The 26732-nt window shown below is 52.5% G+C and carries 23 protein-coding genes; 4 read left to right on the forward strand and 19 right to left on the reverse strand.

Annotation, left to right across the window (positions count from 1 at the left end; translation table 11 throughout):
* Positions 1-6 precede the first annotated feature (6 nt).
* The 11 genes from R6H26_RS22620 to R6H26_RS22670 all read right to left on the reverse strand — a co-directional run bounded on the left by R6H26_RS22620 (position 7) and on the right by R6H26_RS22670 (position 15149).
* Positions 7-1041 (reverse strand): response regulator, encoded by a 1035-nt coding sequence (locus R6H26_RS22620; protein WP_404785753.1) that lies wholly within the window; start codon positions 1039-1041, stop codon positions 7-9.
* Positions 1038-4829 carry an ATP-binding protein gene (locus tag R6H26_RS22625; RefSeq protein WP_404785754.1) on the reverse strand — a complete coding sequence of 1264 codons (3792 nt, stop codon included), beginning with the start codon at positions 4827-4829 and terminating at the stop codon, positions 1038-1040. Before R6H26_RS22625 ends, R6H26_RS22620 begins: the two co-directional genes overlap by 4 nt.
* 112 nt (positions 4830-4941) lie before the next feature.
* The gene (locus R6H26_RS22630) at positions 4942-5190 is read right to left on the reverse strand and encodes an HNH endonuclease (protein ID WP_404785755.1); all 249 of its coding nucleotides are present in this window, start codon (positions 5188-5190) and stop codon (positions 4942-4944) included.
* Positions 5191-5389: 199 nt separating this feature from the next.
* On the reverse strand, positions 5390-5476 hold the full coding sequence (locus R6H26_RS22635) for a KGK domain-containing protein (RefSeq protein ID WP_404791422.1): 87 nt from the start codon (positions 5474-5476) through the stop codon (positions 5390-5392).
* Positions 5477-5673: 197 nt separating this feature from the next.
* Positions 5674-5970 carry a KGK domain-containing protein gene (locus tag R6H26_RS22640; RefSeq protein WP_404785757.1) on the reverse strand — a complete coding sequence of 99 codons (297 nt, stop codon included), beginning with the start codon at positions 5968-5970 and terminating at the stop codon, positions 5674-5676.
* Between the two features lie 69 nt (positions 5971-6039).
* Entirely contained in the window at positions 6040-6330 is a 291-nt protein-coding gene (locus R6H26_RS22645; RefSeq protein WP_404785759.1) for a KGK domain-containing protein, read from the reverse strand.
* A gap of 67 nt (positions 6331-6397) precedes the next feature.
* Positions 6398-8824 (reverse strand): dynamin family protein, encoded by a 2427-nt coding sequence (locus tag R6H26_RS22650; protein WP_404785761.1) that lies wholly within the window; start codon positions 8822-8824, stop codon positions 6398-6400.
* Positions 8825-8960: 136 nt separating this feature from the next.
* Positions 8961-12017 (reverse strand): toll/interleukin-1 receptor domain-containing protein, encoded by a 3057-nt coding sequence (locus tag R6H26_RS22655; RefSeq protein ID WP_404785763.1) that lies wholly within the window; start codon positions 12015-12017, stop codon positions 8961-8963.
* A 122-nt stretch (positions 12018-12139) separates the two neighbouring features.
* Positions 12140-12757 carry a DUF4231 domain-containing protein gene (locus R6H26_RS22660; protein WP_404785765.1) on the reverse strand — a complete coding sequence of 206 codons (618 nt, stop codon included), beginning with the start codon at positions 12755-12757 and terminating at the stop codon, positions 12140-12142.
* Positions 12738-13520 (reverse strand): hypothetical protein, encoded by a 783-nt coding sequence (locus tag R6H26_RS22665; protein ID WP_404785767.1) that lies wholly within the window; start codon positions 13518-13520, stop codon positions 12738-12740. Before R6H26_RS22665 ends, R6H26_RS22660 begins: the two co-directional genes overlap by 20 nt.
* 198 nt (positions 13521-13718) lie before the next feature.
* On the reverse strand, positions 13719-15149 hold the full coding sequence (locus R6H26_RS22670; protein WP_404785769.1) for a bifunctional orotidine-5'-phosphate decarboxylase/orotate phosphoribosyltransferase: 1431 nt from the start codon (positions 15147-15149) through the stop codon (positions 13719-13721).
* Positions 15150-15221: 72 nt separating this feature from the next.
* Between R6H26_RS22670 and R6H26_RS22675 the strand changes: the two genes are divergently transcribed.
* The gene (locus tag R6H26_RS22675; protein ID WP_404785770.1) at positions 15222-15854 is read left to right on the forward strand and encodes a hypothetical protein; all 633 of its coding nucleotides are present in this window, start codon (positions 15222-15224) and stop codon (positions 15852-15854) included.
* Here the strand turns inward: R6H26_RS22675 and R6H26_RS22680 are convergent.
* Entirely contained in the window at positions 15823-17901 is a 2079-nt protein-coding gene (locus R6H26_RS22680; RefSeq protein WP_404785771.1) for a thioredoxin domain-containing protein, read from the reverse strand. The two genes, R6H26_RS22675 and R6H26_RS22680, sit on opposite strands and share 32 nt — an antisense overlap.
* Positions 17902-17988: 87 nt before the next feature.
* Here R6H26_RS22680 and R6H26_RS22685 point away from each other — a divergent pair, with 87 nt between their 5' ends.
* On the forward strand, positions 17989-18207 hold the full coding sequence (locus R6H26_RS22685) for a diguanylate cyclase domain-containing protein (RefSeq protein ID WP_404785773.1): 219 nt from the start codon (positions 17989-17991) through the stop codon (positions 18205-18207).
* A 22-nt stretch (positions 18208-18229) separates the two neighbouring features.
* Here the strand turns inward: R6H26_RS22685 and R6H26_RS22690 are convergent, their stop codons facing one another.
* The 3 genes from R6H26_RS22690 to R6H26_RS22700 all read right to left on the reverse strand — a co-directional run bounded on the left by R6H26_RS22690 (position 18230) and on the right by R6H26_RS22700 (position 21694).
* Entirely contained in the window at positions 18230-18751 is a 522-nt protein-coding gene (locus R6H26_RS22690; RefSeq protein ID WP_404785775.1) for a thiol-disulfide oxidoreductase DCC family protein, read from the reverse strand.
* A 131-nt stretch (positions 18752-18882) separates the two neighbouring features.
* Positions 18883-19812: an isoaspartyl peptidase/L-asparaginase family protein gene (locus tag R6H26_RS22695; protein ID WP_404785777.1), complete on the reverse strand. Its 930-nt coding sequence runs from the start codon at positions 19810-19812 to the stop codon at positions 18883-18885.
* Positions 19813-20029: 217 nt separating this feature from the next.
* Positions 20030-21694, reverse strand: coding sequence for a transglutaminase domain-containing protein (locus tag R6H26_RS22700; RefSeq protein WP_404785779.1), 1665 nt, complete (start codon positions 21692-21694; stop codon positions 20030-20032).
* A 302-nt stretch (positions 21695-21996) separates the two neighbouring features.
* Between R6H26_RS22700 and R6H26_RS22705 the strand changes: the two genes are divergently transcribed.
* Entirely contained in the window at positions 21997-22230 is a 234-nt protein-coding gene (locus tag R6H26_RS22705) for a DUF2283 domain-containing protein (protein WP_404785780.1), read from the forward strand.
* A gap of 27 nt (positions 22231-22257) precedes the next feature.
* Here R6H26_RS22705 and R6H26_RS22710 read toward each other — a convergent pair whose 3' ends face one another.
* From R6H26_RS22710 to R6H26_RS22725, 4 genes are all read right to left on the reverse strand, one after another.
* The gene (locus R6H26_RS22710; protein ID WP_404785781.1) at positions 22258-22479 is read right to left on the reverse strand and encodes a DUF4327 family protein; all 222 of its coding nucleotides are present in this window, start codon (positions 22477-22479) and stop codon (positions 22258-22260) included.
* A 331-nt stretch (positions 22480-22810) separates the two neighbouring features.
* Positions 22811-23536, reverse strand: a complete 726-nt coding sequence (gene hypB / locus R6H26_RS22715; protein ID WP_404785782.1) for a hydrogenase nickel incorporation protein HypB — start codon at positions 23534-23536, stop codon at positions 22811-22813.
* Entirely contained in the window at positions 23520-23891 is a 372-nt protein-coding gene (hypA, locus tag R6H26_RS22720) for a hydrogenase maturation nickel metallochaperone HypA (protein WP_404785783.1), read from the reverse strand. Before hypA ends, hypB begins: the two co-directional genes overlap by 17 nt.
* 124 nt (positions 23892-24015) lie before the next feature.
* Positions 24016-24600 (reverse strand): hypothetical protein, encoded by a 585-nt coding sequence (locus R6H26_RS22725; RefSeq protein ID WP_404785784.1) that lies wholly within the window; start codon positions 24598-24600, stop codon positions 24016-24018.
* A 59-nt stretch (positions 24601-24659) separates the two neighbouring features.
* Between R6H26_RS22725 and dnaG the strand changes: the two genes are divergently transcribed.
* Positions 24660-26726 (forward strand): DNA primase, encoded by a 2067-nt coding sequence (gene dnaG / locus R6H26_RS22730; RefSeq protein WP_404785786.1) that lies wholly within the window; start codon positions 24660-24662, stop codon positions 26724-26726.
* Positions 26727-26732: the final 6 nt, after the last annotated feature.

The following is a 26732-nucleotide window of genomic DNA, read 5'->3' on the forward strand; positions in this document are numbered from 1 at the left end:
TGCATTCTAGGGTGGGCAATACAGCATCAGGATCGACCCTTCATACCCGGTCGCCCCCTTTAACTCCGCTGCAACTTGCTGAAACATCGCGGCTGAAGAAGTAGAATCCGTCCAATGTCGATCGCAACTCATCAAAGACTCGGTCAATTGCAGGTGGGCAGACTGAAGATCCGCGCTGAAGATAAAAAGGCGATCGCCCGGTTCAAACGCCAGAGTTGCCGCAGCCGCTCGAGCAGTAGCAATCTGCTGTCGGACTAACGCAAGCGTATATCCCCGCGCGACGTAGGAAAGCGCGCGGCGATCGTCCCCATGCAACTCCCCGTGAAACAGCCGCAACCTGTCCCCAGTGCCTTGAAGGTCGGGTTCCATCAAAGCCAGCGCGCGTTGAAACCGTTCCTGAAGCGAATTTTCTAAACTCAAGCCCTTGAAAAGCCCGCGAACCTCGGCCAGCAAAATCGCAGACAACGGCGAACCGGACTCAGAACGTGCCAGCGTCAAATGAAGCGTATCGGGACTGCAGGGTTGCCAATCGAACAACTCAACGCTGAAACTGGCAGAGGGTAAAGCGGCAAACTCAAAATGGGCGATCGCAGGCATTGACTCAGCCCACAGTGCGGACTGTAACTCCGCAAAGTTTGAGGTTGGGGGTAGCTGTTGAAGCTGGCGGAGGGCCAACTGCGTCTTGACGCGGGCCTGCACCTCTGCCCATTGAAACGGCTTCGCCACGTAGTCCGCCGCACCCACCTCAAACGCTTTGGTCTTGTCCATCGACTCATCCAACGCGCTGACAAAAATGACAGGTATTTCAGCCGTTTGAGGATTCTTTTTGAGGATCTCGCACAGCTCGTAGCCATCCATCTGGGGCATCGTGATATCTAGCAAAATCAAATCTGGCGGCTCGGCATGGATAGCAGTCAACGCCATCTCTCCACTGGTTGCTTTGCGAACCTTGTAACCCAGTTGGGACAGCATCGTCGCCAGCAAGCGCACATTTACAGGCTGATCGTCAACAACTAAAATGTCGCCTAGCGTACTGCTCATTTGCCCTCCAGTCCCAAACTTTGCATGAGTTGCATGATTAATTCAAATTGAAAGTTATTGACCCAATTCACCATCGTCCTTGCCGCGGCTTGGCTCTCCTCAGGCATTTCTACGACGAGCTGAAGCAGGGTGTCGTCATCGCCGCGGCAGGCTGCTTGGTAAACAGCCTGTTGCCAATCTAGGGGCATCTGCGCGACGAGCGCGGCAACGTCTGCCGCAAACACTGCTGCGGCAACGTCCGTTCCCGAGCTCGGCGTCGGTGTCGGCGAGGCTGCTTCATAGATATACTCTAGGCCTGTATACTCCGCAATTTTGGACAGCAGTAATGCCTCGCGGAAGGGCTTGGCAACAAAGTCATCGCAGCCCGTGTGCAAAATCAGATTGCGCTCTTCGTCAAAGGCGCTGGCGGTTAGCGCGATAATGGCGGGCTGACCGACAACGCGCAGCGCTTTGATCTGCCGCGTGGCTTCGTAACCGTCCATCACGGGCATGCGCATATCCATCAAAATTAAGTGGGGTTGCCAGGACTGGCTGAGATCGACTGCCTCTTGACCGTTTTCTGCCTCTGCTACCTCAAACCCCAGGGGGTCGAGCAATTTAACCAGAACCAAGCGATTTTCTGGCCGATCGTCCACGATCAGAATGCGACAGGTGGGTTGATGGGGCGCGATGCCGATAATACGGGGACCCGGGCGATCGCCGCTTTCTTTGAGAAACTCCAGTCGCGTTGCAGCAACTTGAAAAGAAAAAATAGTGCCCTTGCCGACCGTACTGCGAACCTGAAGCTGTCCGCCCATGAGTTCCACAAAGCGACGGCTGATGGATAGCCCCAACCCCGAACCCTGCTGGGATTTGCGGCCCGTCTCCGTCTGGCGGAACGCCTGGAACAACAGTTCTAGCTCTTCAGGCGCAATACCGGGACCCGTATCCTCAACTTCAACCCAGAGCCAGATCGAGGGTGCGGTTGCATCCTCTTCAGGAACCCTGTTTTGGCTGTTGAGGCGCACCGTAACGTGGCCGCTTTTTGTGAATTTAATAGCGTTTCCCATGAGATTGATGAGGACTTGACGCAGCTTCCCTTCATCGGCGCGAAGGTAGCAGGGCACCTGATTCGCGCATTCGATGTTGAGTTCAATGCCTCGATCGCTGGCCTTGAACCGAAACATACTTTCAACGGTCGCCAACAAGCGGCTGACGTCAAAGTCGTTTTCCTCCAAGCTCATGCTGCCCGATTCGATTTTGGACATTTCCAAAACGCTATTGATCAGCCCCAACAGATGCTCGCCGCTGCGGTTGATGATGTTGATGTATTGTTGCTGGTCTGGGTTGAGGGAGCTGTCTCGCTGCAAAATTTGGGTAAAGCCGATCACGGCGTTGAGGGGGGTTCGCAGCTCGTGGCTCATGTTGGACAGAAATTGGCTTTTGGATTGATTGGCGCTTTCGGCCAATTCCTTGGCCTGAGAGAGGGCGAGTTCCGCCTGCTTGCGATCGCGGGCTTCCAAGGCTAGCGCGATTAAGTCAGCTAGCGATCTGGCAAACCCTTCTTCTTCCAACGACCACTCGCGCGGGCCGCCACGCTCCTCCAGGCAGAGCATCCCCAAAAACTGGTTGCTCACGCTAATCGCAACCGCCAACAGCGCGGTAATCCGGTTGGGAATTAAGTAGATGGGAACCGCTTTTCCCAATCGCGGTTCGCGTTCGATGTCTGATGCTGCAATCCACGGCTCGGCCATAATTGCTTCGAAGAACTTCGGGCAGTCGGACTGATGCAGCGATAGGTTGGGGGTCTGAACCTGCATGTCGCCATCCTGTAGCAGCGTACAAGTGACCCGAGCGGGGTCTAGTTCGTACAACCAAATGCTGACGCGAGCGATGGCAAATAAATCGGCAGCAGTGTCGGCAATTTCCTGGAGCGCTTCTTGCAGGCGCCCCTCGCTCACAGCGCGGTTTTTGGCAAGTTGGACCAACGCTTCATTTTGCTGTCGCAGTTTTTGCTCGCTGTCCCGCAGTGCATCTTCGGCGAGTTTGCGCCGGGTGATATCGGTCACAATGCCTTCGTAGTACAGTAAATTGCCCTGGCTGTTTTTGACGGCGCGGGCATTTTCTGAAATCCAGATAATGGAACCATCTTGACGGTACACTTGGGCCTCGAAGGCCGTGACATGGCCCCGGACTTCTATATCGCGGACGAAGTCATTGCGGCGCTCTGGGTCGACGTAGAGTTGTTGGGGAATGTTTTGAATGGTGGCGATGAGAGCTTCGGCGGAGGCATAGCCATAAAGTCGCGCCAGAGCCAGGTTTGCGCTCTGATAGCGACCTTCAGGGGTGGTTTGATAGATCCCGTCGCTGGCGTTTTCAAAAATACTGCGGAATTTTTCTTCCGCCTGACGCAGAGACAGAGTCCGTTCTTCCACGCGCAGTTCGAGACCCTCAAAGGCGCTGCGTAACTGTTCGGCCATCCGGTTAAAGATGGCGGACAGGTTGGACATTTCGCGAATCCGAGACGGGACGATGGTGTAGTCGAGCTGGCCGTCGGCGATCGCCTGACTGGCCTGTCCCAACCGCCGTACGGCCTGCACGATTCTGTGAGACGTAAACAACCCCAATGCGACCGCCACAGCTAATGCAGCCAGCGAAACTAAAGCGATGTACAACGCGCTAGCCTGCATTTCACCGAGCAAATCCGACTCTGGGATGACAATCATTACCAGCCAATCGAGTCCAGCAGCGTCCTTCCAGGGAAAAAGCTGAATGTACTGAGTTTCTCCACCGAATCTAAACGCGAGTTGCTGGTGGGATTGAATGGAATTGAGAGAACTAAAGTGCTGTTGCAAGAACTTGGCAGCAGCGCTCATCAACGGATCGACGCTGGCTGTGGCTGGCTTGCGGGTAATTTTCCCTTTCAGGTTGAGGTAGGGCGGTTCCTTCTCCGAATTTGCAATTAGCATGCCATTGCGCTCTAGCACGATCGCCTTTGCCCGAGGCGTTTTCTTGAGATTGTGTAAAAACTCCCCGATCTGCGACAGGATTAAATCGACGCCTAATACGCCTTGCAACGCATTCGAGCGATCGTAAATGGGAATGCTGGCGGAAATGGAAAGGACCTCGGGTCGTTGCTGCCATTGATAAATGGAAGTCCAGATCGGTTTTCCGGCTTTGGCTGCTTGGGCATACCAACCTTCTTCTTTAACCGAAATGGGGTCGTAAGTTTCGTAGAGATCGAGCTTCCGCCCAGCGGTATCTAACTGATAGTTTAAAAACCGAGTGGGGTCATCCTGACGCGATTGCAGGAGAACAATTTTTCCATCGCTTTGACGTTCTGCGCCAATAAAGTGGTTCCGTTCGGTGGCGTAGTTGATATAGCCGACATGGGGAAAGGTTTGGAGCTGTCGGTGAAACAATCGGCCCAGTCGATCTGAATCGTCGAACTTTAGCGCGCCAATCTCCGTAACGGCAAGGTTGATCTGATTGATTTGAGTGGGTTCGGTCAGCATGTCTTCGAGGTGATGGCCGATCTGGCGCACCAACCCAAGGCGCAGTTGAGCGGCCACTTGTTTGACGGCATTCTGCCCTTGCTGAAACGAGAGCCAACCCACCAACGATACCGCTGCGGCTAACTGAACCACGTAGGGAACCACCAAAATAAACCGCAAGGGTACTTTTTGCCGAGCTTGGGTTGCGCTCGGCGTTGCAGGAACTTTGGCTGTTGGGGGAGGCTGATGATTTGGAGAAGATCGCAGGGCCACGGCAAACGTTACAACTGTTTGAGAATCGCCAGGGTCATACAATCTTAAACTGGATGGCTGTCAATATGCGATCGCTCCCATGACATGCCTCAGCGCCACGATCTCGATTGAGGTTTATTAAGAATCGACACTGTAAAGATACTGTTGAATGAACCTACGATCCGCTGTAGAGACGCTCAAAGCGAGGATCGATGCGATCGCCTTTGCTCAAGTTACAGCGCCAGCAAAGCGTATGCAGGTTGCTGAGGTCATTGGTGCCACCTTTGGCAAGGGGAATGATGTGGTCGATATGGAGATGCGTTTGCCGAGCCGCTTTTCCGCAGCTCTGACACTGGAAGCGATCGCGCTCTAATACATATTGCCGAGCTTCTGGCGGAATTGAGATTCGTGGCGTTTTACTCATGGAGCAATCATCACCGAGCTTCGGGTTCATCTAGTAAATTTAACACTTCTCGATCAATAGTTGCGGAACGTTCATCAGCTCTAGAGTTTGTAGTCCTGAAAACACTTTTATCTCTTAAATTGAATTATTGAATTGGCGCGTCCTCATCTCGAAATGCATCTAACTCCGATGGTAATTTTATCTCTTTATCAGGATCAAACTAAACGATAACTCGCTCTTTAATTCGACCTTTTTCCCACTGCTTTTCGCCAAGCCTCAAAATCTCACATTCAACACCTTGAGTCAATCATTGCTGTGAAGCAATGATTGACCTAGAAAGTGTGGTGTAGAAACCCTGCGCAGCTTCTCCATTATTTTTAATAGATTTACGACAGTTATTGTTGAGTTTGCTGATTCTAAAGATTTTATCTTTGTTTTCAAAAGAAATTAAATCTTCTTCATCAAAATCTTGAAGATAAGAGTGATCTTTTATTGAAATTTGCCTTATGAGTTAAGCTGCCTAAGTTCGTCAAGCACGGAGAATTCATCCTTTTTTAGAGACAAATCTTCCTGTATAGGTTCTACGTCTTCTACTTCAGTTAAAAGTTCAAAGGAGATTTTAATTTTGCCTGTTTGCCACCCACCTCCACTCTCTTGGAGGATTTCACAGGAATGTCCTCTATCGTCACAAATATTGCAGCTATATTGGGTTTTCTCTCGAAAAATAGTCTGAATATGAGCAATTAAATCACTAATTTTAAATGTTTTAGCTAAACCCAAAAAAATTTGGATTAATGTCACGCATTATGTCATCTTTGTTCAATTTTTTAATCTCTTGTCGCATAATTTGATTGCCTTAGTTTGCAAAAATTAAATTTCACTATCTCTAAATTTGTTGAGATCTGAATTTTCGTCTTTCAGTTCAGGAGAAAATTCAACCCTAATTCTTAAATGTCCTTGTTGCCATTCTTGACTGCCTAGCTGCAAGATTTCACATTTTATTCCATTCCTAAGTAAATCTTCATTGCCTAGGCCATAACGCTTTAAAAAGTCTTCTAATTTTTCTTGAAATGCGCTAAATTTATTCGTTCGAGATAACCCAAGTGGCTTAAAATCTTCAAACGAAACTACGTCTTTTTCAGACAGCTGAATTTTTACCATATAATTACTCTCCAAAAATACTTATGCTTCAAACCAATCCTGAATTTTGCGTTTCAGAATGAGTTTCTTAATGACTGTCACTGCCTTCACTGTTGCTAAAAGTTAAGGTTAAATCATGTTTTTGAATCTCAGGAAGCTTTTTGCGATCCAGTAGCATTTTCTCTAGGCAAAGATTAACTTCTGAAATAGCTTGGTTGTAGGTTTCGATATTATGTTCGACTGCTTCCTGCTGCTGCTGAATAGCTACAATTTTTTCCTGTGCTTCCTTTTCTAGTGTTTTAGCAAGGTACAGTCTTGCCTGCTCGTACTTTTGAATTACAGAGTCAGCCAGTTCTTCAGCCGTATCAAGTAAATGGCTGTTCAAGGTTTGGTTAATGGTTTGGCGAAAGGTAAACACCACCGTCTCCTTTACCTTTTGCTCAAAATCTAGCTTCAGTAGCTGACGAATCGCAGGTTCAGCTTCAATCATGCTTTGATAGTCGTAGCCCTTGCACGACTGCTGTAAAGTCTGACGAAGTTGAAAAATCGAAGCCGTACCTTCTGCAAAAAAATCGGGACGCTCACGCACATAGCGATCGCACTCCGTCCTCGCTTCATTTCGAATTGCGTGACAGACCTGCTCCTGAAGCTGATGCAAACGCTGCTCTATCCCGCTGTCATCCCCTAATATGCGATAAAGATCGCGGTAGTAGCCTTGTTTTTTAACTTGTGCCAGCAAATCTCGGAAGAAATTAGAGACAATTTCCTGCGCGGAATTCTCCAAGACCAGTTCTAGGCCATTGGCTAAGTAGTAAAAAGCTTCTGCCAAAATTCCCAACAGCGGCACTACCGAATTCCGTCTATGGCTGGTCTGAGCCTGCCGATGTACCGCCGCAACCGAAAACCCTTTCAGTAATTCATCAAGCTGCGCTACCATCAATGCCTGAAGCTTCCGAAAATCTGCCTCAAATGCCTGATTGAGATTGCTGGCAACCACTTCGTTTAGCTCTTGCTCAAGGTGAGTGCGAAACTCATCTCCTACCCGTTCAAGATCTTGGACGAGCTGCTGTAGCTCCTGCTCCTTCATCGCATCTATATCGCGGGGCTGGCGATCGCAGTATTGCCAAGCCTCAATATAGGTTTTACGAAGCGCAATACATAACGGCTGAAGATCGTCGGCTAAGCTAGCAAAAAGCTGAGGCCGCTTTTCTTCCGTAAGATAGCGCGTAATAGCAGATCGAAACGTTTCAATACCGCTATCTTTGATAAGTTCATCCACCAACGGCGTACCGCACTCTGACAAAATACGAACGTAGTTTTCATTAGGTAACTCATAACCGCGCACTTCTGGCCGTAGCGTACTGCCCACCAGTTTCCCAGATGCACAATAGTTGTTGAACTCCGTCACAAATAACGGCGCTTCTTCTTGTCCGAGCTGCCCGCGAAGTTCTTCGATAAAAATAGAGTCCAAACCAAAGCGATCGCCTCGATTGGTTTGCCGAAGCTGACTGCCGTAAAAACCCAATAGCCCACTGGTTTTATAAACTCGCGTTGTATCCTGAAACTGTTCGTGAATCAAGCTTTCCAGCCGTTGCCGTAACTGAGCGTTGTACCACGTCTTATCTACTCGATTAAAGGCGTAAAACACGCGATCGCGGATGCCAGCATTAGACTGCATGGTTTCTAAGAGGGCTGTTTCTTCGCTAGTCAGTTCTCCAGTTTCAGCCGCCTTCAGGACACAAATAACCGCCGAGGTATCGGGATCTTTGATTTTGTCATAGGTAAGTTCAGCATCGCGTTTGACGGGAGCATCAATGCCTGGGGTGTCAATCAAGACGTTGCCGTCTTTGAGCAGGTCGTGGTGACAGTAATATTCGATCCGCTTTAGCACCGCGCTATTGCTGCCGCGACGGGCATAACTGGCCGCTTCTTGGAGCGTACCGAAGTTGAACTGCTCCATCGGATAAGTCGCATTGCTTTGAGGCTGAATGCGATCGCGATTGTTCTGATAACCCTCAAGCAAAAACTTGAGCGCACTGGCCTGCTTTGCCAATTCAGAGCGGTTCTCTCCTCCTTCAGCCTGAATGATGCTTCCACACTGCTGCCTCAGAGAATTAACCGCATCATCTGGTTCAAGGCTACCTGCGAACGATAGCCCTAATCGTTGAACCAATACCGAAGCCTGTTCTACAATTTCAGTCCGACTCAAAAACGTCAGCACCACCCGCTCTCGATCAGGTTCGGCATAGGCAATTTGGCACTCCGTCCCAGTAGCATGACCTTCCGCACTGTAGAGTAATTTGCGTTCCAGCAGTGCGTTGATGAGCATCGACTTGCCTGCGCTGAAAGCTCCTGCAAAAACAATCTCAAATGTAGGGGAAATGACCTTGCGTAGAGAACTCTGGACGGTTGTGATGTCTTGCGATCGTAACGCAGGCTCTTGAACCAGCAATTCTAGAAGCGTCTGAACCTGAGACTGTAAATCCTGGCACTGAGACTGCGGCGGTGGAGTCATAATCGATCGAACGCTGCGGACAATAGTATTAAAATTCCCTCTTTTGCCAAGAAAACAAACAAAGTCAGAAAAAATGCATCTTGTCCGATTATTTTTTGCCAAAAAAATAAACTTTAATACTGAAACCCAGCCTCCATCATTTTTCCCTGCTAGAGTGTCTTTGACCGGGGCGATCGCATAACGGTGGTTCGTCGGGATGTTGGGCGATGTAGTCCTTGAGGCGATCGCAGCCGTAGTCAACCAACTGCTGCACGTCCCAATTCCAAGAATGCCACAATAGAATCGAGCCGCTCTCATCGGCAGACATTAGGTCATTTTTGGGACTAAAACTTGCCAGCATGACGGGCGCGCTGTGACCTTGCAATGTCTTAAAGAGCGTTCCGTCTCGCCTCCAAATTTTGACGGTATTGTCCGTGCTGGCTGAAGCCAGAAATTGACCGTCAGCGCTGAAGCTGACCTGTCTGACCTCCGCTTCATGGCCTTTCAGCGTTTTTATAAAGGCTCCCGAAGGTTGCCAAAGCTTGACGGTGTTGTCGGTACTGGCCGATGCGACGAGTTGGCTGTCCGGGCTGATATCGACATCCCAAATTTCTCCTTCGTGCGGCTCCTTTCCATCCAACGGCAACGCCGTTCCATCTGTTTTCCAGAGCTGAACCTTCTTGTCTCGACTGGCCGCCACGACAAAAGCACCATCGCGGCTGAATTTAACTTGGTATGCGGCTTGTTTGTGCCCCTCTAAATCCCTGAGATATTTGCCATCTGTCTGCCAGAGCTGAAGGCGTCCGCTGTCGTCAGCCGTTGCCACTAATTTGCCGTCTGGGCTAAAGCGAATATCCGTTATCGTGTTGGAAGCAACCCACTTCGCATCTTTGAGCGGTATAGAACTTTTTCCCTTCACCGGCCATAGCCTCGCATCCCCATTTTTCCCCGCAGTGGCTAACATCAGTCCGTCAGGACTAAATCTAATTTGATAGATCGCCCCAGACTGTTGGCCTAAGTCCTTCCCAATCCAAGTAGACCCCTTAGGCTCCCATACTGTCACTTTTCCCGTCTCGTCTCCAGTGGCAAGTAACAGATGTTCTGGATGGAACGCTGCGGCGATCGCCTTTGCTGCCAGCGGGAGTTGAACGCCGTCTCGCCATAGCTTTAAGGCGTTATTGTTATCGATGGAGGCGAGGTAAGACCCATCCGAACTAAAAGCCACGCGCTGCACGGTGGACTGATGCCCCACAATCCGCGTCACCAGCGTACGATCGATTTTCCAAAACCGTATTGTTTTGTCGAAGCCACCCGATACCAAAGTGAGGAGCTTTTGATGGGGGACGACTGCTACGTGCTTGACCCAATCCGTATGTCCCTGAAGGGTTTCCACAAAGGAACCATCTTGCTTCCAAAGCTTGATCGTTTTGTCGCGGCTACCCGTGAGCAAAAATTGACTGTTAGGGCTAAATGCAAGGGTGTCTACAATGTCGCGGTGGAAATCCGGGCCGCTTAAGGTTTGGATTAAGGTGCCATCTTTGCGCCAGAGATTGACAGACTTGTCATAGCCCGTCGAAGCGATCGCCTGGCCGTCAGGGCTAAACACCACTCTCGAGACGACGTCTTTATGCCGATCGAGGGTCTCGAGCAATTTTCCCGCTAACGTCCAGATGCGAATCTTGCGATCGGCTCCGGCAGTGACCAATACTTTTCCATCCGGGCTGAAGGCTAAATGCTTGACTGCGCCGTTGTGGGCTTGCAAGGAATTGCGAGCGGTTAAGGAACGCAGCAGGCGACCCTCAACCGTCCAAAGTTTGACGGTACCATCCTTGCTGGCAGTTGCGAGCGTTTGGCTGTTGGGACTAAAACTAAAGTAAGTTACCTCAGCGTTGGGCGTTGCCTCTGCGCCGAGCGACTTTAGGAAAGTACCATTTGCTTTGCGCAGGAAAACGCGTCCCCTGCTATCCGATGACGCCAAAAACTTTCCGTCGGGACTAAAACTGACTTCCCATCCTTTTCCATCGTGGGGACGATCCAGCGTCTTCACAGGCTGCCCGTCGGTATAGCACAGCCTCAGAATCCCCTCCTTGCCGACCGATGCTAAAACTCGACCATCGGGACTAAAGGCTAAATCGTACACGCCAGCTTGATTCCCCGCAAAACAAGTCCGGGACGAGCCATCTAGTTTCCAAAGTACGACTTTCCCATCGGAATCCGATGAAGCCGCATGCCGACCATCCGCACTGGCAACCAGGTCGTTAATGTAGACTGCATGCTTTTCTTCGACGCTATAGGGGACGTGGACGAACCCGACCGCGTATTGAAGCGTCGAGATAATCTCTTCCTGTAAATTCCCCAACGGGATGCGAGACTTGGCATACAGCCTGTGAGATTGCAGGGCGATTTTGAGCGCGTCGAATCCTTTGCCGCTGGCAAAGAGCATTTTGGAATTTGCGAGGGTCGCTCTAATCGTCTCTTTTTTGGCGACTCGATAGCTGTACCAGCCAAACAAGCTACTGCCAACCGCAAGTAACAATAAAGCTCCCGTCACTGCCAGCCCAACGCGCTGTTTTCGACTGGCAGATTCCAATCTAGCGCTTTCCTCAAGACCGCTCGTAATGAAATATTCTTTTTGAAGCGGATTCAGCGGCGGTTCTTTTTTGACGTTCTCCACCAACTGTTGGCGAACGGCGGCTAAGTCTTTGCCGCGCAATAAAAAACTTTCGTCCTGATTGCCGCGCTCCCAATCGAGCGCGCGCTGCAAGAGGCGGGCGTGGAGGCGAACGTAGGCCAAGTCCGTCTCGATCGCCCGGATTAAGATTTGCAGCGATTTTTGAAAGTCATCCGATTCTCTAAAATTGATACATTGGTGCTGCTCTATAGCCGGATGCAATAACTTAAAGTCGGGAATATTTTGATAAAGAATTGGAATAATTCGTTTTTGACACTCCTCAGCATAGTCAGCCTCCTTGCGGCATTCTTCGGAACTCACTGCCTCTGGCGTAATAATAAAAATAAATGTATTTGTTTTTTCAAGGGCTTGCCAAACTTCCTTGCGCCACTCGTGGGCTCCCCCAATTTTCCAGTCTCCCCAAGTTGCGTATCCATTTTGAAAAAGACTTTCAGAGAGCTTGCTGGCAAACTCAATATCTTCGTGAGCGTAGGAAATAAAAATATCTTCTAGATCCGTTGACCCAGGGATTTCCCGTTTCATTTCAAAGAAAATTCAAGAAAGGCTTTATATTTCTTTAAAATACTAGGTAAATATTTTTCTCTCGCCAGAATTTAAAGAATCTTTATTGTGGTCGTGGATGAAAGCTTTTGAGGGATAAAGTTTTATGCTTCTTTTGACTTTTCTTCTTCTTTTCGATCCGCTTTAATGCCCTCAGTGACAAAAATCTCCACATCTCTCTGGACGATGGCCTCTACCTGCTCGACAAAGATTGGAAAAGATTCTTGATGGGTTTTGTAGGTTCGATACTGCCCGCTTTTCTGGAAAAACTGCCAGCCATTCGTTTTGAGAAGTTCTGCCGATCGGCGGTAACTGTACCAGCGTTTGCCGTATTGATTGAATTCTTCCACTGCCGCGCTAATGGCAATAATGCTGCTCAGTACGACGGCGCTGCCGCGCAACAGTTTTTCGTTGACTTGGTCTTTGCCGACGTTAACCGTCACTAGAATGGGGACGATTACGCCTAATACAATGCTCGTAAGACGCAGCCGACGGTACCAGTTCCTGGCATGATTGGCCCGCCCGTCCATCCACAAAACCTGATCCAACCAGCGCGATTTCAAGTATCTCTTCTGCTGCTCGTCAAGTTCGAGGCGATCGATGACTTGAGCGTACTCCTCCCTAAGCTGTTGCGCGTAGTCTTTCTTGATATTTGTAGCGGCTGGGTCGAGCGGGTTTTGCTGACTTAAAGAACTCAGATCGCTAGAAGCCTTGTTGAACATGATGATGACTTTTTCGATACTGAAAAATATCTTCAATCATTGCAGATAATACGGCTTTGTTTTCTTTGAGATTTGTAATTTTAACTAGTCCTGACTGAATTAAAGAAGTGGCGCGATCGTCGGTATCTCGCCCGCGAGCGGCTGAAGCTAATAGATCTGCAGTTCTACCAGTTCCCTCGATGACAATCAGCTCGCGATCTTCGTCCACGTTAGCTCGAGCGTCTTTCCAGGTCACTTCGCCGCCATTGATCAAAACCGTCACTGAAGGGGCGTCCCCTGCTAGTGCTGTCGCAACTTCGGCGAGCCAGGGCGATTCGTCGCCCCACGCTTCGCCGGGAACCAAAAAAAAGTGCGTGTGATTGGGCTCTAAGCAGCCGTCTTTATTCTCTGGAACGTTTCTGTCTTGGGGGATGACGGCGAGATCGGCTGGGACGACACCAATGAGGGGGAACGTCGCCTTGAGTTCCGACCGCGCCTGCCCCATCAATCGCATCACGCCAGCGTTGGTGCCGCCATCGATTACGTTTGCGCCCCATTTTTCGGCCAGCGGCGCGAGGACAGTGATGAAGAGCTTGCGGACGCGCTCGTCGACGGCTCCAAAAAATTGCGCGCCCCCAATAATCACTAGGGTGGGTCTGCCGATCGCGAGGCCCATCTCCTGCAACGCTTGATGGAGGTCGAGATGGGGTTGTAAAGACAAGCCTTTTGCCTTGAGGTGAGCGTCAAAAACAATGGGGAATTCTGCTGAGTGCGTGTAGGTCATGAATTGGCGGTGGGTGTCGTTTAATTTAGGATGCGACAGGTGGCATCAAAATCTTCCCCCTTTGTACGGCTCGATTGAATTTGTTGGTTACATCATAGCGCTGTGAAATCGCGCTGACGGCTAAATAGAGGGAGAAGATAGGTTTCTCGAATCAATTCTCAGCCTTCAGAAGGAAAAGTGGCAGTTCTTGGATCGGTGCTACGCGATCGCCCCATACTGCGCCTCCGTAATCCGCTGGGTTTCGTAAAGCGTCCGAGAAATTTCTGAGAGCGTAAATACGGCATGGGCTTGGTAGCCCTGCGCCCGCATTTTATCCCGCACGCCGCCCTCGTGGTCGATCAAAACGACGATGTCAGAAACGCGCAGGCCCGATGTTTCGAGCTTCTGGATGCCTTCAAGGACGCTTTTACCCGTAATCAGGACGTCATCGATGACCAAGGCCGTTTCTCCCGATTCAAAGTGACCTTCCACCAAGCGGCGAGTGCCGTGAGCTTTCACTTCTTTGCGCGGATAAATCATGGGGCGGTTGAGCTTGAGCGATAGACCCGTCGCGGTTGGCAAAGAACCGTAGGGAATCCCCGCGATCCGGTCGAACTCGAGCGGCGCGCTCAACACGGCATAGGCTTCCAGCACCTGATGAAATAGTTGGGGGTTGGAAATAATGCGTCGGAGGTCGATGTAGTAGGGAAAGACCGCCCCAGAGGCTTGGACGTAGTTGCCAAACATCAGGCAGCCAATGTCAAAGAGCTGGACGATCAGCGCTTGGTGAAGATCGAGCGACGGTTGCTGGCGTTGGGGCAATAGCTCGCAGATGGACGGACCTTGGCTGAGCTGCTCGCGCAGAGTGCTGATGTCTTGCCGGAGCGCCCCCACGCGCTGCGCTAGATCGGGTTGCCCCAACCAGTCTTGAGGGACGGGCAGGAGCAATCCCGTTCCGGTTTGGTTGAGTCCCGCTTCTAGGATGGCTTTGAGGTCGGTGGATTCAGACCAGATACTGCGGGCGAGGATGGTGCGTTCGGGGGCGATCGCCCTAATCTGTCTCAACACCGATGGAGCTGCGGTTCCTACCTCCAATCCCAACCGATCGGCACTGCCCCAGCCTCGAACGGCCTTGACGACCTCTAAATATAGGGGCATATCTGGCGTAGGGTAAGACTGAATTGCTTCGGCGGAAGGATTGGAGGTATGGGTTAGCACGAACACCGCTCGGTCGGGGAAGAGTAGAAAGGGAGTCACGCTTTCTTGACCGACGTAGGGGTTGACGGTGACGGCATCCACCCGCCACCGCTCGAAAAACGTTTTAGAGAGTTGAGATGCGGTGTTTAGGTCGCCGTGCTTCGCATCCAAAATGATGGGGATATCCGAAGGAATGCAGCTTAAAACCTCCGCGAGCAGCTCCAAACCCTCTGTTCCCAATGCCAAGTAAAACCCAAGACTCGGCTTATAGGCACAAACCAGCGTTTTGGTTCGCTCTATAACGGCTTTCAACCAATTCCCGAGCGCGCGCTCGAGCGAATTGGAAGGCGGGTTGCCCGGAGGGGGAAGCATTTCGGGGTTGGGGTCTAAGCCGAGACACAGCAAGCTGGCATTGCGCTGAATGGCGGCATCGAGTTTTTCGGCAAAGGTCATTGCAAGCGAAAGATTTTAGGGAAAAAGGGGTACAACTGAAACAGTAGCTCAAATTGATTGCTTCAGGTTCTTATGATGTCTGTCCTTCAAGACCACTATGAAGAGTTGTTGGCTGCCTTTAGCCACCATTACCGGGCCGTCGAGCTACTGCGGCACCATCGTCCTTATTTTGAAAAAATTCCTAGCATTCGTCGGTCTGGAGAGAGCATCATTACCATTCCGCTGCCGATCGTGAAAGTGCGACAGCGCCAACCCCTCCAGGGTTCCAACCCCAATTACGACAGCCCAAACGAGCTGATCGCGCTCCCCTGCGACTTAGCCCTTCTGATGTGCGATCCGGAATGGCAAATCAAAACGGAGGTTGAAATCTTCGTCTTCATCCACCGTCCTGCTGAAGATCTATCCGATCTGCTGCGCCGCTGGCGCGAAACCCAGGTGCTGCTCAGTCGCGGCTACAGTTGGGAAATGCCGCTCCAGCACCAACACATTTTTAGCGAAGGTGCTGACAAACCTTATCCGCTGTTCGTACTTTCCACCGAGACGGCTGAGCGCATCAAGCGCGGTCTCAAGGGTGCGTGTTTGCCAAACGTGACAATGCCCGTCCATCGCGAACTCGAACATTTGACCGAAGCCGCACCGTTGGAATCTGCCAACCCCAACGCGCAATTCGACCTCAACTGTGAGGCCGACTCCGAGATTGGGTAGCGTTGACCTGTTGTAAAAAGGCGGATTCCGTATCGGCGATGGGGAGACAGGTCAATCCCTTGCAGACCAGTCCCATCGCCCGTTCTGGTAGTTGGGGGTCGATGGTATATAGGGCCACGGGCCAGTAGAACCGCGCCATCCACTCCCGGATGCGATCGCGACTGCTGCGGATGACGGTGGCGTTGGCATACCAATCCAGCGCTGCAAAGAGGCTGGGGCAGGCAGGAGGAGAAGACTGCATGGCGGAACTGAAGGTTTTGAGCGCCTGCTCGGCTCGGTCCAACAGGGTCAGGTCTTCTTGCAAAAAGGCGAGGCGGATGAGGTTGGCGATCGCCACTCCATTTGCAGAAGGGGTCGCGCTATCCATCCAGCTGCGCTCCCGCAGGATGAGTTCTGGGGCGACATCTCTGGAGGCATTGAAGTAACCGCCGCCTTCAACGGCCCAAAGGTAACTGTCGAATTCTGCCTGAGTTGCCAAAGCGGCGGTCAACCAAGCTTCAGCGGCTTCGGCGGTATCGACGGCCAAACTGGCCTGATGTAAATCCAAGAGCGCCTTAATGAAAAAAGCGTAGTCTTCGGATTGAGCGGGAATAGCAGGTTGCCCTTCGTAATAAAGGCGGTGCAGGCGTCCGCCCACCCAGTGTCGGTCTAGAATAAACTGCGCGGCGGCGGTTGCGGTCGCGAGGTAGGCGGGTTCGGAAAAGACCGCAGCGGCCCTGGCCAGTCCCGAAATCATCAGGCTGTTCCAGGACACGATCGCCTTGGTATCCGTCACGGGCGGGATCCGACCGGGCCAGTCGGTTTGTTTGGCTTCTGCATTGTTGCGGGCGGGCGGGAAGGCCGTCAGGCGATCGGGCAACGCTCCGTAGCGCACCTGAAAGAGTTTGGCGATCGCCCCTTCTGTCAGCTCGCTCAACGCTCCGGGCTGCTGGCGCTGGAGTACGATCGATCCCTGCTCGAAGTTGCCGTTGGGCTGAAGGTCGAAGGTGGCTTTGAGCGCTTCCCACTCATCCGGTTTCAGCAAGGATTCCAGTTCCGAGTGCTGCCATACGTAAAAGCGGCCCTCCTCGGGTTCGACATCGGTAAGCCGAACGAAGGTATCGGCATCCTGAGCGGCGTAGAAGTAGCCCTCCGGTGCGGTCATTTCGCGGGCGAGCCATCGAGCGGTGAGGGCGATCGCCCGTTCGAAGCTGGGTTCGCGATGTCCCGCGCTCCAGAGATCGGCCAAAAACTCGACGATCTGGCCGTTGTCGTAGAGCATTTTTTCAAAGTGGGGCACCGTCCAACTGGCATCGACGGTATAGCGATGGAATCCTCCGCCAACGTGGTCGAAGATGCCGCCTAGGGCCAAGTCCAACCCGCATCGGAGCGCTGGGGAGGGGGCATTGGTGGGGGGCAGGAGGCGCTCGCCCTGGAGCGCCAGCAGGGCATAGGGCATCATGGGGAAACTGGGTGCGGAAGCCGGACGGGCCATGATGGCCGTACTGGCCTCCAGCCCCAGGGCCAGCAATGCTGGATTTAACGTTTCGGCAGATTGCAATACCGTCGTATTTTGCAAAAACGCCATGAGCTTCTGGTTTTGCTGGATCAGCGTTGAGGGTTCGGTCTCGAAAAACTGACGGAGGGCTTTGAGCACTTCTAAAAATCCAGGTCTGCCGTAGCGCGGGTCGATGGGGAAATAGGTCCCCCCATAAAACGGCACTAAGTCTCTGGGCGTTAAAAACAAATTCATCGGCCAACCGCCCTGTCCCGTCATGGCTTGAAGCGCCGACATGTAGATACTGTCGAGGTCGGGACGTTCTTCGCGATCCACTTTGATCGGGATGAAATGTTCGTTCAGGTAGAGGGCGATCGCGTCATCGGAGAAAGCTTCCCCCTCCATAACCGTGCACCAGTGGCAGCTGGAGTATCCGACGGACAAGAAAATCGGTTTGTTGTCGCGGCTTGCTGCTTCTAGGGCTTCTTCGCCCCACGGATACCAATCGATGGGATTCTCTGCATGTTTGCGCAGGTAGAGGCTTTGAGAAGCGGCAAGGCGATTGGTCATGGCAACCTCGACGGAATGGGGCGACGGAATGGGGCGATACTCTGATGGTAGCTAGAAACGCTTGAGGGGGAGAGGCGCAACAGACCGTTGGAAGTCGAGGTTGAAGTGGGTATTCTACCCCATGCCAAATCCTCCGTCAGCAATTGCTTGACTTTAAGTCTGGGCATTTCTTCGATGGTGCCTCAACCAGAACTCTCTTTAGAAACGCTCGTCGCGCCCGCAGATCGAGCACTGTATCAGGCGAAAGAGGAGGGCAGAGATTGCATTTGCATAGACGAGCAGGCCACCTTTCCCATCGATCCCTAGTGCTATTCCAGATTTCTGAAATTCAATCGCGACGGTAAATCTCGTCCCCTTCCTTAGGAATTGACCTGCATCTTCCGCCCTCGCCCTGGTTAAGACGCGTTTGGCGCTCTGATAGAAGGGTTTCCAAATTGGGCCTGCCCGTCAAAGCTAAGCGCCAACTTGCCCATAGGTCGTATAGCTTGTTCGCAATAGGGCGGACGATCGGCCACTGAGTTGCGGCATAGATCCAACCCATACCCAGCGCTTCATACACTCGCCGGAAGACCTCCACGTCGCGAATGACTGTGCCATCGGGCAAGACGGCATGAATGCGCCCCATGGCCTCTGCAAATTCGACGCCGCCGTGGTCTGAGGGACGGTAGTCGAGGTCGGCGATATCGACAAAGGCAACGATACCCCGGCCTGCATCTTTCCGCGTCAAGAAATTCACTTCTCTCAAACACAGCGGGCATTGACCGTCGTAGAGCAACTTTATTTTCCAGGATGCAGTGAGATGGGCGGTATCGTCTTTAGAGTTTGGGGATTGAGTTTTGAGCGTAGGCATAAATGGCATCGCACAGCTAAAAGGGGATTGCTTGGGGGTACATTTACCCTACATTCTAGTCCTGTGAAAAGTCCTGTGAAAGGTGTTGTTGCGAAAGGGCGCGCGTCGTCGAGAACGAAAAGAGAGAGCGATTACCCCAATTTACAATGCGCTTCTCCACCCCGCTCGATCCACCCGCGAATGAGGCCAGACGTTGACTGGGCCGCAGCACAGTTCCCCGCCCCATCGATCGCGATCGCCCCGCCATCTCCATTCACCTTTCTGACTAAATACTCGATCCCCGCCTTCACCGCAGCGTCCGCATCCATTCCCCGAAACTGCACGAAATCAGAAATTGTTTTTGCCAGAACCGTGCGCAAAAACTGTTCCCCGTATCCCGTCGCCGAAACCGCGCAGGTTTCATTATCTGCAAACACGCCGGCCCCCACCACAGGCGTATCGCCAACCCGCCCCCAACGCTTGTTGACCAACCCGCCCGTTGAGGTGGCCGCCGCGAGATTTCCCTGGAGATCCATTGCCACTGCGCCTACGGTTCCCAGCTTTTGGGACGGCTTAATGCGCTCGTGGTCTAAGGTCATTCGTCCGGCGGCTTGGGCTTCCGCCAGCTGCTGCACGCGCGCTGCCGTGATGAAATAATCGTCCGGGTAGGTTTCCATTTCGCAGAATTGGGCAAAGGCTAAGGCTCCATCGCCCACCAGCAGGACGTGTTCGCCCCGATCTAAAACGCGACGCGCCAAGGCGATCGGGTTTTTAATGTGTTTCACGCAGGCTACCGCCCCCGCCCGCAGATCGCTCCCGTTCATGAGGGCCGCATCCATTTCCACCTTGCCTTCAGCATTGAGGACAGAACCCCGACCTGCGTTGTAAAGCGGGTCGTCTTCTAGGAGGGTGACGCAATATTCCACCGCATCCAAAGCGCTGCATCCTCGCTCTAAACGTTGACGGCCCCGTTCTAAGACTGCGGTAATGCTCTGGTGAAAGGTTGCTTCGCTGGCTTCATGTTTGAGATCTTCAAGGGCACCCGCGCCGCCGTGAATCATGAGGGAATAGGAATGAGACATATTGCAATTGATAATGAAGGGGTAGGTCGAGCGTGCTGAAAAATAGCATTCCATCTAACTGAACTAAGAGGATGTCTAGAAAAATATAAAACACCCTGCATTAGCCCCCCGGCCCCCCAATTCTGGTGGGAGAAGTGCAAAATCTCAGGCTATTTCCCCCTAAGTTTGGGGGGTTAGGGGGGCGAGTGTAAGATATTTTGCATTTCTCAAACATCCTCTAAGGGCGATCGCCCTCTGGAACCAGCTCCTCCAGTATCCTAAAGCGAATGTGATTGATCGCTAAATCTCCCATAGAGACGTGCTCTGGTTTGTCATCGGCTTTCATTTTTGCAAACGGAATTCCTTTGCCAATTTCCGTGTGGTACCAAGATAACCCCATGAAAAATCGTTCGGGATAAGGCCCGCGTTCCACCGTATCGTCCACGTTAGACTCCATCGGCAGCCAGCCCACGCCGGGAACGTAAAACTCCAGCCAAACGTGGTTGAAATCCGGCTCTAAAGGCAAATGACGGAGTTCGGGATGCTGGGGGCATTTGTAGCGTCCGATGGTGCGACAGGCAATCCCGTTGAGACGCGCTAAAGCCAGCAAAACCCCTACATATTCGCCGCAGGAGCCGATCCCGCGCGCTAGGGCGACATCGGGGGTATCGATCTTGGGTTGAATGCCGTAGGAGAGGCGATCGTAGACATAATTGCGAATTTTGAGCATCTTCCGCAGCACGTTCGTTTCCGTGCCCGCCGCCTCCTTTGCTGCTTGACGAATCTCGGGTGCATCCATCGCGAGGTCGTCGTCATCGACCAGATAGCGCTGCTGCAATTCCAGGGGAAGCGGCAGGTTGCTATCGATATCTTCAGGAGATAGAGAATACTTGAGACCGTACATCTCGATGATGGCTTTCCAACCCAGTAACCCGCCCTGATGGGGCTGCACCCGATCGAATTGGAAGACGGCAACCTTCTGTCCTTCTTGTTCTTCAATCGCAAACTCGTGCCCGATCGGTTCGACGTGGCGGATCCGTTGCCGCAGCGTATCGGAGGGCAATGCAATGCGCCACTGGACGTTGTTAAGCGTGACGGCTTCGAGGGGAAGCAGTTCTTCGACGTAGGACAGCTCCACTAAATACCCGTTAGAAAGCGTGTAGTGGCCCGCCGCATTCCAATGAAAGTAGAGCGGATGGATGAAGGTGCGATCGCGGAACGTCAGCTCGTAAGGAAATTCTGCGTTGGGGTCATCCCGAATGTAGGGTTCTTCATCGGCATAGCAGATATAGCAAAGGGGCGCTTGCCCCTCCTCGTCTGCGTAAAATGCAATGCCCGTCGGATCGCTAAAGGGGGTCAGCGCGCTGAACCGAACGGTTCCCGCGATCCGATCCAGGCAGTAGACCGTCTGCTCGGCGCGATCGCAGACCCACAGGTCACCCTCAAACACCGTCAATGTTTCTGTTCCCACGCCAGGATGCGGGAAGCGCCGGATCGGTTCTCCCGTCGTTTGCTCGAAAACATGGATATAGCCGGATTTCTGACAGCTCGCGTATACAGTAGATTCCCAGACGGCCACCCCGTCAACCGGATAGGGCAATCGCGTAAAAAGGGTGGGCGCGAGCGTTTGGCGATCGCACCAAAACACCTCCTGCCCCCTCGCAAACCAGAACGTATCTTGCCAAATCGATAACCCCGTCACGCCCTCCCAGTCTGCGACTTGGTGGGGATTCAGAACGATCGTGTTGTTGGTGTGGGGATCCACCCGCAGCAGATATCCCCGCACCCTATCCACTGCGAGCAAATGGTTGCCATCTGCCGCCAGCCCTGACAAGGCATAAACACCGATCGGGCGAATTGTAGAATGCGGCAAAGAAACATCGGATAACGGACTTTCAGACATCGGCATAAATCAACGACTCACCGCATTTACCCAACACTATATCTCTCAACGTAAATGCGAGTTTGCCTTTCCCATTTGCCAACGACCTGTATCTCAAATCCGAGGATGCTCGATAAAATTGAGAAAGATCTTCGATTTGAACCGATGTCGATTTTTTGTGGTCCACGATGCAGTTAAGTTACGCAATCTATGCCTAGGATGAGCACCGGAGTCAGACCTTGCGATCGGGAGATAAAAGTCACGGCATCATCACGCCTTACCTCGCGAGCAACCCGCCGACGAACCATAGGACATAGCATGGCATGAAAGTAGTTTACGACCCGGACAAAGATATTTTACAAATTGCTTTTATGGAAATGACCATCGAAGAAACAGCCCAAATTGCGCCGGGACTGGTATTGGACTACGACGTCGATGGCAATGTGATTGGGCTAGAGCTTAAAAAAGCATCCGAAAAGATGGATAACCCTTACGCTGTCTCCTATCTCGTGGGCGAGGCCAACGTCGAAAAACCCCAACCTAACGGAAAAGATTGAGCGGACGGTCGGACGGCTGGCTCGAGTTTAATCGCTGATCCAGGCCTCTTTTCCGGCCAGCTCGATGACCCGGTCTCTCAGCAAAAAGTTGTTTTCTGTCAAGAGCTGCTCGACATTGTGCCACTGGCGATCGCTGAAATGTCTGCTGAGTTCGTAAATACGCTGCTGGCGATTGACCAAACCTCGCGATACTAAAGCTCGAACTTCTTCCTGAAGGTCGGTAATCGTGTATTGACGAAGAATATTCATAATCTAATGATGTCCCCGCAGAAGATGAGAATGACGGTGAGGCGAAAGGGCGCGCGCTCGCCCAGACCAATGAAAGACAAAAATGCTGATGCCAAAGTCCCGGTCAGCAACAGCACGCAGGCTCGATAAAAAGTCAGTTATGTTCGACCTTCCCTCAACCCACAGTTCGCGCTGAGTTCAATAAAACCTCGTTCGCTCCCAATCGCTGGAAGCTATTTCTAGATCGACCTTTTCTATGAGTAATTGTACTCTATGCTACAGATTTGCCGCAACTTAAGCCGAAAAACTTCTCTCAATGGGTATGACAAAAAAATCAAATAATGCACAGCCATCAAGGGCTTTCAGCCAATGCAGCGCCGTTTGATTGCGATCGACCTGTGACAGACTTGGCTGAGTGCTGCGATCGCACCCAATCGTGCCACGCCTCTATGCCTTCTCCCGTTTTGGCCGAGACCGGAATAATGGTGGCACGGGCATTCATTTGACGCACGTTGGCGATAATCCGATCCACATCGACGTCGAGGTAAGGAACTAAATCTAGCTTAGTAATCAGAAGACAGTCCGCTTCTTGAAACATCACGGGATATTTCAGCGGTTTATCTTCTCCTTCGGTGACGCTGAGCAGGGCAACTTTGGCATGTTCGCCCACTTCAAATTCAGCGGGGCAAACCAAATTGCCGACGTTTTCCACCAGTACCAAGTCAAACTCTACCGGATTGTAATCGCGCTCGAGGCGGTGAATCCCGCCCGCGACCATTTTGGAGTCGAGGTGGCAGGAGCGTCCCGTGTTGATGGCAATGACCGGAACGTCGTGCTGGCGCAGGCGATCGGCATCCAGTTCGGTGGTCATGTCGCCTTCGATGATGGCAATTCTGAATTCCTGGCGGAGGGTGGGGAGCGATCGCTCTAGCAATGCGGTTTTCCCGGAACCCGGACTGCTCATGAGGTTGAGGCAGGTAATGCCCCACGCGTCGAAATGGGCGCGATTGTGGTCGGCCCCTTCTTGGTTGACGTGGAGTAAATTAATGCCTAAAGCCGCGTCAAAGGTTTGATGCACGATCGGCCTCGCGATATTCTATACGATCGATTTTAAGCTCTCGCCCGGAGCGGATGTCATCCATGGGGGATTGACAGGTCGGACAAGCATACTGGATGCCCATCTCGGGTCGGTATTCTTGCTGGCACCGATGGCAAAAGGCAATGAGCGGTGTTTCTTGAATGACAAGCCGAGCGCCTGCTAGGAAAGTATTGTGGGTTTGGGCGTCGAAGGCAAACTGCAACCCCGCTGGCTCCACGCATGTAAACTGTCCTACGGTCAAATGGACCTGGGAGATGGTGGGCCGTTCTGTTTGGGACTCCCACCAGTCCTTGACCGTGAGGATCAGCGCTTTGGTCATGTCTGTCTCGTGCATGGGATCTGCTGGGCAGCGATCTGCGCTGGGGATGGAGGCGAACGCTTGGCGCGCGATTGAGCTTAGCTCTTGCCATTATACTCGAGGCTTTGCCGGATTTTTGCGGCGGTGCGGGGGTCAGAGTTTAAGGCAGTGGCTGCATCGCCGCTGCCCACTTTTCTAGATCGGCAACGGGGTAAAGTGCCGAAATGGTCGTGTAAGGTATTCGGCTTCCCTGAGGCGTGATGATGTAAGGTTCGCCGTTATCCATCTCCTGGTCGATCGCGAGCTGGAGCTGCTTTGCCAGATTAAACCAGCGCCAAAAGTCAGCCGTCAGCGTTGGCGTCAGCTTGAGCTGCCCCTGGGCGTCAACCACGTAGGCAGCACCCACATATCCCGTGTTTTCGTACAGGAGCTGATGGATGTAGAGGTCCAACGCCTGTTCGTCCTGAAATTGGGGGCGATAAAAGTCCTTCACCTGCTCTTCTACCCCCAGCTCCTTGAGGCGAGCGTGAAGCGCCGTTTTTTCGCCCGCGAAGTAAGCTCTCCGCGCTTCTGCATCCTCTAAAAAGCTGACGAGAATGCGGACCGGAACCCCCTTGTAAGTCAGCGTGGGATAGGCAATCCACAGCCCCATGCCAGCGAGCAGCAGGCTTGCTGCGCCTCCGGCTAGAATATAAGACCACCTCAGGCGTTTTTTTTGATTTGTGCTGTGCTGTCTGACAACCACAGATTTACCCTCTACACTGTTGTAGTGATTTTACGAGAACTGGCTCTCGATTTTTAGTCATGTCCTCCCCCCGCCTTCACCCTGAAACTATCGAACAGGTGCGTCAGGCTGCCGACATCGTGGATGTGGTGGCGGAGCACGTGGTGTTGCGCAAGCAAGGCCGAGGATTTGTCGGGTCCTGCCCGTTCCATGATGACAAATCTCCCAGCTTTAGCGTTAGTCCTGAAAAACAGTTTTATTACTGCTTTGGTTGCGGGGCGGGGGGCAATGTTTATAAGTTCCTGATGGAGCTGCGCAAGCAGTCCTTCAGCGAAGTCGTCCTAGACCTCGCCCAGCGCTATCAGGTTCCCGTTCAAACCTTAGCCCAGGAGGAGCGTCAGGAGCTTCAGCGCCAGATTTCGCTCAAAGAGCAGCTCTATGAAGTCATGGCGATCGCCGCCCAGTTCTACGAGCATTCTCTGCATCAACCCAGCGGACAGCACGCCCTTGCCTACGTCGTACAAAAGCGCGGCCTCACGGAAGACACCCTCCAGCATTTTCAGTTGGGCTACGCGCCGGGGGGGTGGGAAACCCTCTATCGGTTTTTGGTGGACGGAAAGGGGCTAGCGGCTGAACTGGTCGAAAAAGCGGGCTTGATCGTGCCGCGCCAAAACCAGCAGGGCCATTACGATAGATTCCGCGATCGCCTGATGATTCCCATCCACGATCAGCAGAGTCGGATTGTGGGCTTTGGCAGTCGTACCCTCACCAACGAAGAACCCAAGTACCTCAACTCGCCGGAGACGGATTTGTTCAATAAGGGACAAATTTTGTTTGGGCTGGACAAGGCCCGTAAGGCGATCGTCAAACAGGATAAGGCGATCGTGGTGGAGGGGTATTTCGATGTCATTGCACTCCATGGTGCGGGCATCGCCAATGCCGTGGCGTCCATGGGGACGGCCCTGACCTCGGCCCAAATTCGGCAGCTTTTGCGCTATACCGAATCCAAGCAGATTATCCTCAACTTCGATGCGGACAAGGCGGGCCAAAAAGCAGCGGAGCGGGCGATTTCTGAGGTTGAAGATTTAGCGCTGCGGGGCGAGGTGCAGCTCCGGGTTCTGAATTTACCCAACGGCAAGGATGCGGACGAGTTTCTCAAGGAGCGCTCTAATACTGCCTATCAGCAGTTGGTAGAAGCGGCTCCCCTGTGGCTGGACTGGCAAATCCAGGCGGCGCTGGCGGGCAAGGATTTACGAGAGTCAGATCGGTTTCAGGCGGCAACCCAGACGGTGGTGCAGTTGTTGGGTAAGCTGCCCAACGCCACCTTGCGGACGCACTATATCCATCGCTGCGCGGAGTGGCTGAGCCAAGGGGATGCGCGCCAAACGCTACAAATTGAAGATGCGCTGCGCCAGCAGGTGCGGGGGCAGCGCTGGCATGGGCGATCGCAGAAGTGGCAGCGTCCTGCGGATTACAGCCTGCGCGAGGCGGCGGAAGCCCAGCTTTTGCGGATTTACCTGCACTGTCCCTACCACCGTCAGGATGTCAAAGAAGCCCTGCGGCAGCGGGACTTGGAATTTACTTTTTCCCACCATCGGTTTTTATGGCGGCAGGTTTTGGGTATTGAGGAGCGACCTGCAGAGGCGATCGAAAAGCTCGCGCATCCAGAATTAGACGCGAGTCCGGCGGATATCGATTTAATGGACGCGCTTCAGGATCTCTGCACGCAGCACGCTCAGGAGATGCAACAGGTCTACCATCTGATGCAGCTCAATGAAGCCACTGAGATTGAAATTCTCCGGCCTACCCTTTCAATTCGCACGGCGGTGGCGACGCTAGAACGGATCGCCTGCGAGAAGCGCTGCCGTCACGTTTTGGAGCTACTCCAAGCCGCGCTAAAAGAAGCCAGCCGAGAATATGAAGAGCGACCCATGTTGGATGCCTACCTCGCCCAGGTCTTGGATGAGGCGTCCGATGAAGCGGATGCGTTGATGGCGGAAGAAAATCGATGTTTTCAAGAACTGGACGAACTCAAGCGGCTTTACTACCAAGAGAAGCGCTATCTTCAGCAAATTGAGAATCAACGCTGCATCAGCATTAGCGAATTGGGGAATTCTAGCAGCGGGGCTTACTTACCGTTGAATTAGCGTTAG

This window comes from Altericista sp. CCNU0014, from assembly GCF_044923475.1.
Taxonomy (GTDB): Bacteria; Cyanobacteriota; Cyanobacteriia; order Thermosynechococcales; family Thermosynechococcaceae; genus JAAURS01.